The sequence below is a fragment of the Sphingomonas panacis genome, assembly GCF_001717955.1.
Taxonomy (GTDB): domain Bacteria; phylum Pseudomonadota; class Alphaproteobacteria; order Sphingomonadales; family Sphingomonadaceae; genus Sphingomonas; species Sphingomonas panacis.
This window is the reverse complement of sequence record NZ_CP014168.1, coordinates 533,791-547,409: the sequence shown is the minus strand read 5'-3', so window position 1 is coordinate 547,409 and position 13,619 is coordinate 533,791. Positions and strand designations below refer to the sequence as shown.

At 66.1% G+C, this 13,619-nt stretch carries 14 protein-coding genes; 12 read left to right on the top strand and 2 right to left on the bottom strand.

Features of this window, described 5'->3' with window-relative positions; translation table 11 throughout:
- Positions 1 to 27 precede the first annotated feature (27 nt).
- Complete coding sequence (locus tag J0A91_RS02505) at positions 28 to 1,233, bottom strand: PQQ-dependent sugar dehydrogenase (RefSeq protein ID WP_069203596.1); 1,206 nt, start codon at positions 1,231 to 1,233, stop codon at positions 28 to 30.
- Between the two features lie 165 nt (positions 1,234 to 1,398).
- On the opposite strand from J0A91_RS02505, the gene rimP reads away from it, so the two are divergent.
- The 12 genes from rimP (at position 1,399) to pnp (ending at position 13,159) form a co-directional block, all read left to right on the top strand.
- Positions 1,399 to 2,031 (top strand): ribosome maturation protein RimP, encoded by a 633-nt coding sequence (rimP, locus tag J0A91_RS02500; protein WP_069203595.1) that lies wholly within the window; start codon positions 1,399 to 1,401, stop codon positions 2,029 to 2,031.
- Positions 2,031 to 3,656, top strand: coding sequence for a transcription termination factor NusA (gene nusA / locus J0A91_RS02495; protein WP_069203594.1), 1,626 nt, complete (start codon positions 2,031 to 2,033; stop codon positions 3,654 to 3,656). The genes rimP and nusA overlap by 1 nt, the downstream gene beginning before the upstream one ends.
- A gap of 5 nt (positions 3,657 to 3,661) precedes the next feature.
- Entirely contained in the window at positions 3,662 to 3,898 is a 237-nt protein-coding gene (locus tag J0A91_RS02490) for a tautomerase family protein (RefSeq protein WP_069203593.1), read from the top strand.
- Positions 3,879 to 4,679: a DUF448 domain-containing protein gene (locus J0A91_RS02485; protein WP_083224460.1), complete on the top strand. Its 801-nt coding sequence runs from the start codon at positions 3,879 to 3,881 to the stop codon at positions 4,677 to 4,679. Before J0A91_RS02490 ends, J0A91_RS02485 begins: the two co-directional genes overlap by 20 nt.
- The gene (infB, locus tag J0A91_RS02480; RefSeq protein ID WP_069203592.1) at positions 4,680 to 7,463 is read left to right on the top strand and encodes a translation initiation factor IF-2; all 2,784 of its coding nucleotides are present in this window, start codon (positions 4,680 to 4,682) and stop codon (positions 7,461 to 7,463) included.
- A 116-nt stretch (positions 7,464 to 7,579) separates the two neighbouring features.
- Complete coding sequence (gene rbfA, locus J0A91_RS02475; protein ID WP_069203591.1) at positions 7,580 to 7,978, top strand: 30S ribosome-binding factor RbfA; 399 nt, start codon at positions 7,580 to 7,582, stop codon at positions 7,976 to 7,978.
- A gap of 31 nt (positions 7,979 to 8,009) precedes the next feature.
- Positions 8,010 to 8,306, top strand: a complete 297-nt coding sequence (locus J0A91_RS02470) for an AbrB/MazE/SpoVT family DNA-binding domain-containing protein (protein WP_069206956.1) — start codon at positions 8,010 to 8,012, stop codon at positions 8,304 to 8,306.
- On the top strand, positions 8,293 to 8,685 hold the full coding sequence (locus J0A91_RS02465) for a type II toxin-antitoxin system VapC family toxin (protein WP_069203590.1): 393 nt from the start codon (positions 8,293 to 8,295) through the stop codon (positions 8,683 to 8,685). The genes J0A91_RS02470 and J0A91_RS02465 overlap by 14 nt, the downstream gene beginning before the upstream one ends.
- Positions 8,686 to 9,261, top strand: coding sequence for a thymidine kinase (locus J0A91_RS02460; protein ID WP_069203589.1), 576 nt, complete (start codon positions 8,686 to 8,688; stop codon positions 9,259 to 9,261).
- 26 nt (positions 9,262 to 9,287) lie between these two features.
- Complete coding sequence (gene truB, locus J0A91_RS02455; RefSeq protein WP_069203588.1) at positions 9,288 to 10,277, top strand: tRNA pseudouridine(55) synthase TruB; 990 nt, start codon at positions 9,288 to 9,290, stop codon at positions 10,275 to 10,277.
- Between the two features lie 20 nt (positions 10,278 to 10,297).
- Positions 10,298 to 10,567 carry a 30S ribosomal protein S15 gene (rpsO, locus tag J0A91_RS02450; RefSeq protein ID WP_069203587.1) on the top strand — a complete coding sequence of 90 codons (270 nt, stop codon included), beginning with the start codon at positions 10,298 to 10,300 and terminating at the stop codon, positions 10,565 to 10,567.
- Between the two features lie 234 nt (positions 10,568 to 10,801).
- Positions 10,802 to 13,159, top strand: coding sequence for a polyribonucleotide nucleotidyltransferase (gene pnp, locus J0A91_RS02445; protein WP_069203586.1), 2,358 nt, complete (start codon positions 10,802 to 10,804; stop codon positions 13,157 to 13,159).
- Positions 13,160 to 13,243: 84 nt separating this feature from the next.
- Here pnp and J0A91_RS02440 read toward each other — a convergent pair whose 3' ends face one another.
- On the bottom strand, positions 13,244 to 13,600 hold the full coding sequence (locus J0A91_RS02440; RefSeq protein ID WP_240502171.1) for a response regulator: 357 nt from the start codon (positions 13,598 to 13,600) through the stop codon (positions 13,244 to 13,246).
- Between the last annotated feature and the right edge of the window lie 19 nt (positions 13,601 to 13,619).

Sequence of the window (13,619 nt, the reverse complement as noted above, 5' to 3'; positions counted from 1 at the left end):
GCGCGCTGCCACCCGCACCAGCCAACCTCAGCGCGGCGTCAGTTTCACCAGCGCGCCGTCGTCCTGGAGCAGCCAGATCGCGCCGTCCGGCCCCTGCGCCACGTCGCGGATGCGCGTGTCCATCGGCCACTGATCGGCCTTGGTGGTGGTGTCGCCGTCGAGTTTGACGCGGATCAGCGCCTCGCCCGACAATGCGGCGATGAACATCGATCCCTTCCACTGCGGGAACAGATTGCCCGAATAGATCATCATGCCCCCGGGCGAGATCGAGGGGTTCCAGAACACCTTGGGCGCCTCGAAGCCGTCGCCGGCCTTGTGATCGGGAATGTCGGTGCCGTCGTAATTGCTGCCGTTCGACGCCTTGGGCCAGCCGTAATTCTTGCCCGGCAGGATGAGGTTGACCTCGTCGCCGCCCTTCGGCCCCATCTCGACCTCCCACAGTCGGCCATCGGCGGCGAAGGCGAGACCATAGGGGTTGCGGTGGCCCATGCTCCAGATTTCGGCGGGGGCGGTGTTGACGCCACCCTCGACCGGCTGTTGCGTACCCTTTTCCTTGAAGGCCGCGCCGGTGTTTTCGGGGGGATCGAACACGGTGACGGTCGGCGTACCGGCGCGCTGAGCAAACGGATTGCCCGGCGCGGGCTTGCCGTCGAGCGTGAGGTGGAGGACCTTGCCGAGCTTCTGGTTGATGTCCTGCGCGGGGGTGAAGCGCTGGCGCTCGCCCGAAGACAGGAACAGCGATTTGCCGTCGGGCGCGAAGGCGATGTTCGCGCCGAACTGTCCGCCGTCGCCGTCCGACCCCTGCCGCCACAGCACCTGCGTGCCCTGCAACTGCGTACCCACCAGTGTCGCGCGCGCCAGCGCGAGCGCGGCACCGTGCGGGCGCGGTTCCGAATAGGTGAGATAGATGGCGTGGCTCGATGCGAAATCGGGTGCGACTGCGACGTCGAGCAACCCGCCCTGCGTAATCTCCTGCACCTTGGGCACGCCCGCCACGTCGCGGACATGGCCGCTCGCGTCGCGCAGCTTGAGCGTGCCCGCTTTCTCGGTGACGAGCAGCCCGCCATCGGGCAGGAACGCCATCGCGAACGGCGTATCGAACTGCGCCTGCCTGGTGCTGACGAACGGCGGCCCCGACTTTGCCGCGGTGGCGGAGGCGTTGCCGCCGGCGGTGGCGGAGGGGGAGCAGGCCGAGGTGGCGAGCAGCAGCAGCGCGAGCGGGCGAAATATCATGCGGTCCAAACTAGCGGCATCGCACCGCGTTCCCAAGCGGAAACGCGGAGGCGCTTGCCAGCCCATCGCGCTTGGCCTATATCACCGGAATATTCTCTACATCGTTATGGTGAAGAGGTCGGAGCCACCCGGTTCCGGCGACAATCCTGTGTGTTTGGAGCATTGATGGCGGACCCCGATCTGATCCGGGCCAAGCTGAACGCGTTGATCGAGCCCGAGGCGAAGGCGCTCGGCTTCGACCTCGTGCGCGTGAGGCTGTTCGGCGGCTCGGGCGACCTCACCTTGCAGGTGATGGCCGAGCGCCCCGACACGCGCCAGCTTACGATCGATGATTGCGCCGAGCTGTCGCGCCGCATCTCGGATCGGCTCGACGAACTCGAAGAGCAGGGCAAGGATGTGATCGAAGAGGAATATCGCCTCGAAGTCTCCTCACCCGGCATCGATCGCCCGCTGACGCGGCTCGCCGATTTCGCCGATTGGGCCGGGCATGAGGCGCGCATCGTGCTGGCGCAGCCGGTCGAAGGGCGCAAGCAGCTCACCGGTATCCTCAAGGCCGTGGACGGCGACCGGATCACCATCGATGTGCGCAAGCATGGCGACCTGACGATCGGCTTCGCCGATGTCGGTGATGCCAAGCTGTTGCTGACCGACCGGCTGATCGCCGCGACCCGGCCGCTCTCGATCGACGGCGCTGAGGAAGAGGTTTTCGAAGACGATTCGGATGACGACGTTTCTGTTGAAGACGTTTCTGATGAGAACGGGGCGCTGGAGAGCGCCAAAGATAAGGGACTGAACTGATGGCCACCGCCGTTTCCGCCAACAAGGCCGAGCTGATCGCGATCGCGAACGCGGTCGCCAGCGAGAAGATGATCGACAAGGGCATCGTCATCGAGGCGATGGAGGACGCGATCCAGCGCGCCGCGCGCGCGCGCTATGGCGCCGAGAACGACATCCGCGCCAAGCTCGATCCCAACAGCGGTGATCTGCGGCTGTGGCGCGTCGTCGAAGTGGTCGAGGCGGTCGATGATTTCTTCAAGCAGGTGAATCTCAAGGAAGCGCAGAAGCTCCAGAAGGATGCCGAGATCGGCGACTATATCGTCGATCCGCTGCCCCCGATCGAGTTCGGCCGCATCGCCGCACAGGCCGCCAAGCAGGTGATCTTCCAGAAGGTCCGCGATGCCGAGCGTGACCGCCAGTTCGAAGAGTTCAAGGATCGTCAGGGTGAGATCATCACCGGCGTCGTCAAGCGCGTCGAGTTCGGCCATGTCGTGGTCGATCTCGGCCGCGCAGAGGGTGTGATCCGCCGCGACCAGCAGATCCCGCGCGAAGTGGTGCGCGTCAACGATCGCATCCGTTCGCTGATCCTCAACGTGCGCCGCGAAAATCGTGGCCCGCAGATCTTCCTCAGCCGCGCGCACCCCGATTTCATGAAGAAGCTGTTCGCGCAGGAAGTGCCCGAGATTTACGACGGCATCATCGAGATCAAGGCCGCCGCGCGTGACCCCGGCAGCCGCGCCAAGATCGGCGTCATCAGCCATGATTCGTCGATCGACCCGGTCGGCGCGTGCGTCGGCATGAAGGGCAGCCGCGTTCAGGCGGTCGTTCAGGAAATGCAGGGCGAGAAGATCGACATCATCCCCTGGTCGCCCGACACCGCGACCTTCGTCGTCAACGCGCTCCAGCCGGCTTCGGTCAGTCGCGTGGTGATCGACGAGGAAGAGGACCGGATCGAGGTGGTCGTCCCCGACGATCAGCTCAGCCTTGCGATCGGCCGTCGTGGCCAGAACGTGCGGCTCGCCTCGCAGCTCACCGCCAAGGCTATCGACATCCTCACCGAGCAGGATGCCTCGGAAAAGCGCCAGAAGGAATTCACCGAGCGTACCGAGATGTTCCAGAACGAGCTCGACGTCGACGAGACGCTCGCGCAGTTGCTGGTCGCCGAAGGCTTCACCAGCCTCGAGGAAGTCGCCTATGTCGAGGTCGACGAAATCTCCGGGATCGAAGGCTTCGACGAGGATCTCGCCGCCGAGTTGCAGAGCCGCGCGACCGAGGCGCTCGAACGCCGCGAGGAAGCCAATCGCACTTTGCGCCGCGAACTCGGCGTCGAGGACGATCTCGCGACGATGCCGTATCTGACCGAGGCGATGCTCGTCACGCTCGGCAAAGCCGGCATCAAGACGCTCGACGACCTCGCCGATCTCGCCACCGACGAACTCGTCCAGAAGAAGCGCCAGGAACAGCGCCGCCGCAACGAAGAGGCGGCCAAGCGCTTCGAAAGCCGCTCCGAGGATCGCGCCGGCGTACTCGGCGAGTACGGCCTGTCGGACGAGCAGGGCAATGAGATCATCATGGCCGCGCGCGCACACTGGTTCGACGACGAGCCGGCTGCCGCGCCTGCCGAAACCCCGAGCGAGGAGGCGTAAGCCGCATGCCATTTGTCAGCATCCGGTTGGCGGGCACCGCCACGCGCGAGCAGAAAGCGGGCGTCGTCGCCGACGTCACCGCCAGCCTCGTCGCGCGGCTGGGCAAGTCTCCGGCTGCCGTGCAGGTGGTGATTGAGGAAGTCTCGCCCGAAAACTACGGCGCGGCCGGCCAATTGCTCGCCGACCGCGACGCCCCGAAACCCATCGTGCAGGAGGACGCACATGCGGAATCCCCACGATGAGGCGCTAGGCGCTCCCGCACCTTCGGAGCATCGGGGCAAGCGCGGAACCGCGCCCGCCGCCGAACCCGTTCGCAAGTGCATCCTCACCGGTGATCGTGCGCCGCGCGAGGCGCTGGTGCGGCTCGCGCTGTCGCCGGATGGCGCGGTGCTGCCCGATGTCCGCGCCAAGGCGCCGGGGCGGGGCGCGTGGATCGGCGTGACGCGGGCCGAACTCGACACCGCGATCACCAAGGGCAAGTTGAAGGGGGCGCTCGCGCGGGCCTTCAAGACCGGGCCGATCGCGATTCCGGCCGATTTGCCAGAACGACTCGCCGCAGCCCTCGAACGCGCCGCGCTCGATCGGCTTGGGCTCGAGTCGCGTTCGGGCACATTGTTGACCGGTTCCGAAAAGATCGAGACCGCCGCGCGCTCGGGACAGCTTCATCTGCTGCTCCACGCCTGCGATGCGGGCACCGACGGCAACCGCAAGCTCGACCAGGCATGGCGAGTCGGGCGCGATGTCGAAGGAAGTGTTCTCAGGGGCTTGGTTTTGCCGGTGCCGCGCACCACATTGGCCGTGGCGCTCGGACGGCAGAATGTGGTACATATCGGTCTGACGGAGCGTGATGCCGCCGCGCGTGTGGAAGAAGCGCTCCACCGCTGGCTGCATTTTCTCGGACCCGACCCCATTCTCTCGCCTTGCGAAACGGCCTCGCAGGGCGCATCGGCGTCGCCACACGACGCCGGGGCAGAGATTTCAGGGCCGGAGCCCGATGCCGATACGACGTTACGAGGAATTTGAGTGAGCGATACCGATAACGAGAAGCCGAAACTTGGCATGCGCCAGCCGCTCGGGCTGAAGCGCACCGTCGAGACCGGCGTGGTCAAACAGAGTTTCAGCCACGGGCGTTCGAACAACGTCGTGGTCGAGGTCAAGCGCAGCCGCACGCTGCGCCGCCCGGGTGAGGCCGAGCCCGCGCCGGCACCCGCAGCGCCGGCTGCACCCGTAGCCGCGCCGCAGGCGCCGGCCCCGCAGGCGCGTGCGCCCGAGCCGCGCCCGGCGCCGGTGTCGCCGGCCAACTCGTTGCTGTCGCGTCAGGAACTCCAGGCCAAGCTGCTGCGCGAAGCCGAAGAGTCGCGGATGAACGCGCTCGAGGAAACCCGCCGCCGCGAAGAGCGTCTCCGTCAGGAGGCGATCGAGGAAGAGCGTCGCCGCGCCGAGGAGCGCGCCCGCGCCGCTGAAGCACCGGCTCCTGCGCCCGAGCCCGAGCCTGCGAAGCCCGAGCCCGTCGTGGAAGCGCCGGCACCCGCACCCGCTCCGGTTGTCGAGGCGCCCGCTGCGCCGGCCCCGACGCCGGTCGTCGCTGCGCCGGCGCCCGCGCCGGTCAAGGCCGCAACCCCGGCTGCACCGGTTCGCGCGCCCGTCGCGCCGCCGGCACCCCCGGCTCCGCCGCCGCCGCCGCTGACGATCACGCTCGATTCGAGCCTGCCGGCACCGCGTCTGTTCACCCCCGTTGCGCGCCCCGAGCGGCCGCGTCCGGCACCAGCGCCGGCGCCCGCGCCTGCTCCGGCGGCGAACGCCCCGGCCAGCACGACGGCATCCGCCGCGCCTTCGGGCGTCGGCGCGCCGAAGCGGCCCGGTGCCGAGCCGCCGCGTCCGGTCCAGCGGGATCGCAAGGGCGATGACCGCCGCACCGCCGGCAAGCTCACGGTCAACCGTGCGCTCGGCGACAGCGATGGTGCGCGTGCGCGCAGCCTCGCCGCGCTCAAGCGCGCGCGGGAAAAAGAGCATCGCCGCATGGGCGGCCCGCGCGAGGTGCAGGCCAAGCAGGTCCGCGACGTGCAGGTTCCCGAGACGATCACCGTGCAGGAACTCGCCAACCGTATGGCCGAGAAGGGTGCGGACCTCGTCAAGACGCTGTTCAAGATGGGCATGCCCGTCACGATGACTCAGACGATCGACCAGGATACCGCCGAACTGCTCGTCACCGAGTTCGGCCACAACATCGTGCGCGTCAGCGATTCGGACATCGATCTCGCGATCGAGACCGACAGCGACGACGAAGCGGCACTCAAGCCGCGTCCGCCGGTCGTCACGATCATGGGTCATGTCGATCACGGCAAGACCAGCCTGCTCGACGCGTTGCGCGGCACCGACGTGGTGCGCGGCGAGGCGGGTGGCATCACCCAGCACATCGGTGCCTATCAGGTGACGCTCAAGGACAAGTCGAAGATCACCTTCCTCGACACGCCGGGCCATGAGGCCTTTACCGAGATGCGCGCCCGCGGCGCCAACGTGACCGACATCGTCGTTCTCGTGGTCGCGGCGGACGACAGCATCAAGCCGCAGACGGTGGAGGCGATCAACCACACCAAGGCGGCCGGCGTGCCGATGATCGTGGCGATCAACAAGGTCGACAAGCACGACGCCAACCCGCAGAAGGTCCGCGAAGCGCTGCTCCAGTACGACGTCGTCGTTGAGGAGATGTCGGGCGACGTTCAGGACGTCGAGGTTTCGGCGCTCAAGAAGACCGGGCTCGACAATCTGATCGAGAAGATCCAGCTTCAGGCCGAACTGCTCGAACTGCGCGCCAACCCCGACCGCATGGCCGAGGGCGCGGTGATCGAGGCCAAGCTCGACAAGGGCCGCGGCCCGGTCGCGACCATCCTCGTCAACCGTGGCACGCTCAAGGTCGGCGACGTGTTCGTCGTCGGCGCCGAGAGCGGCAAGGTCCGTGCGATGACCAACGACAAGGGCCAGCAGATCAAGGAAGCCGGTCCGTCGATGCCCATCGAGGTGCTGGGTCTCTCGGGCGTGCCGCGCGCGGGCGATCTGCTTTCGGTGGTCGAGAACGAGGCGCGCGCCCGCGAGGTCGCCGAATATCGTCAGAGCGTCATCACCAACAAGCGCACCACCTCGGTTCCGGCGAGCCTGGAGAGCATGTTCTCCGCGCTCAAGGACAAGCAGGCGATCGAATATCCGCTCGTCGTCAAGGCCGATACGCAAGGTTCGGTCGAGGCGATCGTCTCGTCGATCAACAAGATCTCGACCGACGACATCAAGGCGCGCGTGCTGCATTCGGGCGTCGGTGGCATCACCGAGAGCGACGTGACGCTGGCGGGTGCCAGCGGTGCGCCGATCATCGGCTTCAACGTCCGCCCGAACGCCAAGGCGCGCGAGATCGCCGAGCGGCAGAAGGTCGCGTTCAAATATTACGACGTGATCTACGACCTGATCGACGAGATCCGCGCCGGCATGGCGGGTGAGCTTGGCCCCGAAGCGTTTGAAACGGTCGTCGGCCGTGCGGAAATCCGCGACGTCTTCTCGGCCGGCAAGCACGGCAAGGCGGCCGGTCTGCTCGTCACCGAAGGCAATATCCGCAAGGCACTCAAGGCGCGCATCACGCGGGCGGATGTCATCATCTACCAGGGCGAAATCGCTTCGCTGCGCCGCTTCAAGGACGATGTTGCTGAAGTTCGGGCGGGTCTGGAGTGCGGCGTGACCTTCACGCAGAACTTCGTCGACATCAAGCCGGGCGACTTCCTCGAAACCTTCGAGGTCGAACTTCGCGAACGGACGCTGTGATCCAGATCGTCATGCCAGCGCCCGCTGGCATCTCCCAGCGTGTGTCGCGACCGTCGCGGCACACGCGGGCAGACCCCAGCTTGCGCTGGGGTGACGCCTGTTTGCGAGGTTGACCGATGCGTCCTGCCGAAACCCCCGAAACCCGTTCCGTCCGCCTGCTGCGCGTCGGCGAACAGGTGCGTCACGCGCTCAGCGACATCCTGATGCGCGGCGACGTGCATGACGATACGCTCGCCAAACATGCGGTGACGATCACCGAAGTCCGCATGTCGCCCGATCTGCGCCATGCGACCTGCTTCGTGAAGCCGCTGCTCGGCAAGGACGAGGAAGCGGTGCTCAAGGCGCTGCGCACCAACACCGCCTACCTCCAGCGCGAGGTCGCCGGGCGCGTGCAGACGCGCTACGCCGCCAAGCTCAAGTTCCTGTCTGACGAGAGTTTCGACGAAGGTAGCCACATCGATTCACTGCTGCGCGCACCGCATGTTGCGCAGGATTTGGCCAGCGACGACGATTGACTTGATGGTTGGTAAGACGCATCTTACCGACATGACCGCGCAAACCAAGATGTCCGAAAAGGGCCAAGTCGTCATCCCCAAGGACGTCCGCGATCGCTTGCGTCTGGCGCCTGGCGACCGGCTCGAAGTGATCGAGCGACCCGATGGTGTGTTGCTGCGCAAGCCTTCATTAAAGAGCGGAGAGAGCTTCGAAGCGATTACCGCCCGCATCCACGCTCGGATATCAAAGTATCGCCAGCCACCGCTTTCCATAGAAGAGATGGGGCGCGCGATCGACGAAGCCGCTGCCGAGCATGCCGCTATGAGGGACGAGCGTGCGCGCGGTTGATACCAACGTCGTTGCACGGTTCCTGCTCGATGACGATCCGCACCAATCGCCAATCGCGCGCGGTATCATCGCCGAGGGCGTGGTGATCCCCGTCACTGTGCTCGTCGAAATCGGCTGGCTGCTGTCCTCGTCATATTATCGCTATCCACCCCGGATCGTGGCCGAAATCCTGCGAGATTTTCTGGACTTGCCGACTGTCTCCGTCATGCAGCCCAACGCCGTCGAGTGGGCATTGGACCGCGCCATCGCGGGTGCCGATTTCGCTGACATGCTCCATCTCGTGGCGGCGGTCGGCGCAGCCAGTTTCGTGACCTTCGACCGTGGCATTGCGAAGGTCGCGGGGGCTGCTCCACCTATTCCCATCGAAACGCTCGTCTAAATGGCCAAACTCTATTTCTACTACGCCTCGATGAACGCGGGCAAATCGACCAATCTGCTGCAAGCCGATTTCAACTATCGCGAGCGCGGTATGCACACGTTGCTGTTCACCGCCGCGATCGACGACCGGTTCGCGGCGGGGACGATCACCTCGCGGATCGGGCTGACCGCACCGGCGCTGGCGTTCGACGCGACGACCGATCTCGCCGCCGTCACGCTTGGGCAGGATGCGCCACCGGCCTGCGTGCTGGTCGACGAGGCGCAGTTCCTCACCGCCACACAGGTGGATCAGCTCGCTGCGTTGGCCGACCGGCACGGCATCCCGGTGCTGGCCTACGGTTTGCGCACGGATTTCCGTGGCGAATTGTTCGAAGGGTCCGCGCGGCTGCTGGCGCTGGCCGATTCGCTGGTCGAGATCAAATCGGTCTGCGAATGCGGGCGCAAGGCGACGATGAACCTGCGCGTCGATGCATCGGGCCGCGCCGTCACGCACGGCACGCAGACCGAGATCGGCGGCAATGATCGCTACATTGCCTTGTGTCGTCGCCATTTCACCGAACGCGCGGCTTCTGCCTGAGCGCGAAACCGGCTAGGCGCGCGCGGATGCATGGCTGGATCATACTCGATAAACCGCTTGGACTTGGCTCGACGCAAGGCGTCTCGGCAGTGAAGCGCGCGCTGCGGCAGGGCGGTTACGGCAAGTGGAAGGTCGGGCATGGCGGCACGCTCGATCCGCTCGCGACCGGCGTACTGCCGATCGCGGTGGGCGAGGCGACCAAGCTCGCCGGGCGGATGCTCGACAGCGACAAGGTCTATGACTTCACGATCCGCTTCGGCGAGCAGACCGACACGCTCGACGCGGAAGGCAAGGTGATCGCGACCAGCGACGTGCGCCCGACCGGCGAAGCGCTGGCGGCGGTGCTGTCGCGCTTCACCGGGCCGATCGAGCAGGTGCCGCCGGCCTATTCGGCGCTGAAGGTGGATGGCGAGCGGGCGTATGATCTGGCACGGGCGGGAGAGGAGGTGGTGCTGGCGAAGCGGGCGGTGACGATTCACAGCCTTACCGCCCGTCATCCCGACACCGCCCGTCATCCCAGCGAAAGCTGGGATCTCCCGGAGGAGAGCGCACCGGCAGCCGCAGGAGACCCCAGCGTTCGCTGGGGTGACGAAGGGGTCGGGGCCGCGACGCTTGAGGAAGCCACCCTCACGGCGCACGTCTCCAAAGGCACCTACATTCGCAGCCTCGCGCGCGACATCGCGCTGGCGCTCGGCACGGTGGGGTACGTCACGATGCTCCGGCGTACCAAGGCGGGTCCGTTCGATCTCGCGCGAGCGATATCGCTGGACAATCTCGACGAACACGCTAAGGCGCGCACCCTTGAACAGATACTCCTGCCATTGAGGGCGGGGCTGGACGACATCCCGGCTCTATCCCTCACCCCCGACCAGGCAGGGGCGCTCCGACAGGGGCGTGCGCTGGCCGGGATCGCCGCTGAAGATGGCCTCCATTTCGCGCTGCTGGGTGACACACCCGTCGCGCTGGTCGAGGTCGGGTCCGGAAACGTCCGGGTCGAACGCGGCTTCAACCTGTAGAAGATGTCGAAGGAAACACGATGACGATCACCGCAGAACGCCGCCAGGAACTCATCAAGGAACACGGTCGCGCCGAAGGCGATACCGGCAGCACCGAAGTCCAGGTCGCGATCCTCACCGAGCGTATCCGTAACCTGACCGAGCACTTCAAGGGCCACGCCAAGGACAACCATTCGCGTCGCGGTCTGCTCATGATGGTCAACAAGCGTCGCTCGCTGCTCGACTATCTCCGTCACAAGGATGGTCAGCGCTACACCGATCTCATCGCGAAGCTCGGTCTTCGCAAGTAAACGAAAGGGCGTCCTTCGGGGCGCCCTTTTTCAAAAGCCTCAAGCCCCGCGTGCCGAAATGGTGTATGCGGTTCAGCAAGCCCCGGCGTGTCGCCGGGGACGAGACGGGAAACCGGCAATTCGGCCGACGTGTCCCAATTCGGGGAGCCAAGATAGGCTCCGAACCGCGCGGACCGGTCAAGTCCGCAGACAGGCCCCGGCGCGCATAGGGCGCCCCGGAGTGAAGGAAATCTCATGTTCGATACCAAGACCACCAGCATCCAGTGGGGCGGCAAGACCCTCACGCTGGAAACGGGCCGCGTTGCCCGCCAGGCTGACGGCGCGATCCTCGCGACGCTCGGCGAAACCGTCGTTCTCTGCGCCGTCACGGCGGCGCGCTCGGTGAAGGAAGGGCAGGACTTCTTCCCGCTCACCGTCCACTATCAGGAAAAGTACAGCGCGGCCGGCCGCATCCCCGGCGGCTTCTTCAAGCGCGAACGCGGCGCGACCGAGAAGGAGACTCTGGTCTCGCGTCTCATCGACCGTCCGATCCGCCCGCTGTTCCCGGAAGGGTTCTACAACGAGATCAACGTGATCTGCCAGGTTCTCAGCTATGATGGCGAGAACGAGCCGGACATCCTCGCGATGGTCGCCGCGTCTGCCGCGCTGACGATTTCGGGCGTGCCGTTCATGGGCCCGATCGGCGCCGCGCGCGTCGGCTATGTCGATGGCGAGTATATCCTCAACCCGACCAACGAGCAGATCAAGGCCGGCGATCTCGAGCTCGTCGTCGCCGCCACCGGCGCGGCCGTGATGATGGTCGAATCCGAAGCCAAGGAGCTTTCGGAAGAGGTCATGCTGGGCGCGGTGCAGTTCGCGCACAAGGCTTGCCGCGAGGCCGTTAATGCGATCATCGATCTGGCCGAGCAGGCTGCCAAGGATCCGTGGGAAATGGCCCCGCAGGCCGATCTGACCGCCGCCAAGGACAAGCTCAAGAAGCTGATCGGCAAGGACATCGCCGCCGCCTATAAGGTGACCGACAAGTCCAAGCGTTCGGGTCTGCTCAACGAGGCGCGCGCCAAGGGCAAGGCTGCCTTTGCCGATGCCGCCCCGCAGGACCAGATGGCTGCCGGCAAGCTGATGAAGAAGCTGGAAGCGGAAATCGTCCGCGGCGCCATCCTCAAGGACGGCACCCGCATCGACGGCCGCAACACCAAGCAGATCCGTCCGATCGAGGCGATGGTCCACTTCCTGCCGCGCGCGCATGGCTCGGCGCTGTTCACGCGTGGCGAGACGCAGGCGATCTGCACCACCACGCTCGGCACCAAGGACGCGGAGCAGATGATCGACGGGCTGACCGGCCTGTCCTACGAAAACTTCATGCTGCACTACAACTTCCCGCCCTATTCGGTCGGTGAAGTCGGCCGCTTCGGCGCGCCGGGCCGTCGTGAAGTCGGCCACGGCAAGCTCGCCTGGCGCGCGCTGCATCCGGTGCTGCCGTCGAAGGACGAGTTCCCGTACACGATCCGCGTTCTGTCGGACATCACCGAGTCGAACGGCTCGTCGTCGATGGCGACGGTCTGCGGCGGTTCGCTGTCGATGATGGACGCCGGCGTGCCGCTGAAGCGGCCGGTGTCGGGCATCGCGATGGGCCTGATCCTCGAAGGCAAGAACTATGCGGTTCTGTCCGATATCCTCGGCGACGAGGATCACCTCGGCGACATGGACTTCAAGGTCGCTGGCACCGAAGCCGGCATCACCACGATGCAGATGGACATCAAGATCGCCGGTATCACCGACGAGATCATGAAGGCCGCGCTCGATCAGGCGAAGGAAGGCCGCGCGCATATCCTGGCTGAAATGAGCAAGGCTTTGTCCTCGACCCGCACCGAATTGTCGGCGCACGCACCGCGCATCGAGAGCTTCTCGATCGACAAGTCGAAGATCCGTGAAGTGATCGGCACCGGCGGCAAGGTGATCCGCGAGATCGTCGCCACCACCGGCGCCAAGGTCGATATCGACGACGAGGGCGTCATCAAGGTGTCGTCGTCCGATCCGGCCCAGATCGAAGCCGCGATCAAGTGGATCAAGGGCCTCGTCGAGGAAGCCGAAGTCGGCAAGGTCTATGACGGCAAGGTCGTCAACCTCGTCGATTTCGGCGCGTTCGTGAACTTCATGGGCGGCAAGGACGGTCTCGTCCACGTCTCGGAGATCAAGAACGAGCGTGTCGAGAAGGTCTCGGACGTCCTCAAGGAGGGCCAGGAGGTCAAGGTCAAGGTTCTCGAGATCGATCCGCGCGGCAAGGTTCGCCTGTCGATGCGCGTCGTCGATCAGGAAACCGGCGCCGAGCTGGAAGACTCGCGTCCCGCACGCGAACCGCGTGAAGGCGGCGACCGTGGTCCGCGCGGGCCCCGCCGTGACGGCGACGGCGGCCGTGGCCCGCGTGGCGACGGTGGACGTGAAGGCGGACGCGGCGGCGAAGGACGCGGCGGCGAAGGCCGTGGCGATCGCGGCCCGCGCCGTGAAGGCCGTGCGCCCAAGCGTGAAGGTGGCAACGAGGACGGCCCCGCGCCCGAGTTCGCACCCGCCTTCCTGACCGGCGACCGCGACTGATCTTTCGCAGCTTGCGATACCGAAAAAAAAGGCCCGGGGGGAACCCCGGGCCTTTTTTGTGCGGTTGCGAAGCCGGCGAGCGCGTCAGGTGACTGGGGCGACCTCCCGGAACGCCGCGCGCACCATCGCGTCGGCGACCGGCTTGGCGAGGACGCGCGCGGGCGGATCGCACGGCGCGCACTGGTCGGGAGAGCCGGTGATGTAGATCACCGGCACCGGGCCGATTTCCTCGACGATCACCGCCACCGCCTGCGGGCCGGTGCCCTCGCGCAGCATCACGTCGGACGTGATGACATCGGGCCGCCGCGCGCGCGCTTCGGACACGGCGTCGTCCTCGGTCTCGGCGAAGGCGAAGCTGGTCGCACCGGCTGCCGCGAGCATGTCCTGCAGGTCGAACGCCAGCAACGGCTCGTCCTCGATGATCAGTACATGACACATCATTGCGTCTCCTTTGCCGCTT

Bases quoted from the DNA above. Each gene is read 5' to 3' on its own strand.
- J0A91_RS02505 (WP_069203596.1), bottom strand. From the start codon at position 1,233: ATGATATTTCGCCCGCTCGCGCTGCTGCTGCTCGCCACCTCGGCCTGC.
- rimP (WP_069203595.1), top strand. From the start codon at position 1,399: ATGGCGGACCCCGATCTGATCCGGGCCAAGCTGAACGCGTTGATCGAG.
- nusA (WP_069203594.1), top strand. From the start codon at position 2,031: ATGGCCACCGCCGTTTCCGCCAACAAGGCCGAGCTGATCGCGATCGCG.
- J0A91_RS02490 (WP_069203593.1), top strand. From the start codon at position 3,662: ATGCCATTTGTCAGCATCCGGTTGGCGGGCACCGCCACGCGCGAGCAG.
- J0A91_RS02485 (WP_083224460.1), top strand. From the start codon at position 3,879: ATGCGGAATCCCCACGATGAGGCGCTAGGCGCTCCCGCACCTTCGGAG.
- rbfA (WP_069203591.1), top strand. From the start codon at position 7,580: ATGCGTCCTGCCGAAACCCCCGAAACCCGTTCCGTCCGCCTGCTGCGC.
- J0A91_RS02470 (WP_069206956.1), top strand. From the start codon at position 8,010: ATGACCGCGCAAACCAAGATGTCCGAAAAGGGCCAAGTCGTCATCCCC.
- J0A91_RS02460 (WP_069203589.1), top strand. From the start codon at position 8,686: ATGGCCAAACTCTATTTCTACTACGCCTCGATGAACGCGGGCAAATCG.
- truB (WP_069203588.1), top strand. From the start codon at position 9,288: ATGCATGGCTGGATCATACTCGATAAACCGCTTGGACTTGGCTCGACG.
- rpsO (WP_069203587.1), top strand. From the start codon at position 10,298: ATGACGATCACCGCAGAACGCCGCCAGGAACTCATCAAGGAACACGGT.
- pnp (WP_069203586.1), top strand. From the start codon at position 10,802: ATGTTCGATACCAAGACCACCAGCATCCAGTGGGGCGGCAAGACCCTC.
- J0A91_RS02440 (WP_240502171.1), bottom strand. From the start codon at position 13,600: ATGATGTGTCATGTACTGATCATCGAGGACGAGCCGTTGCTGGCGTTC.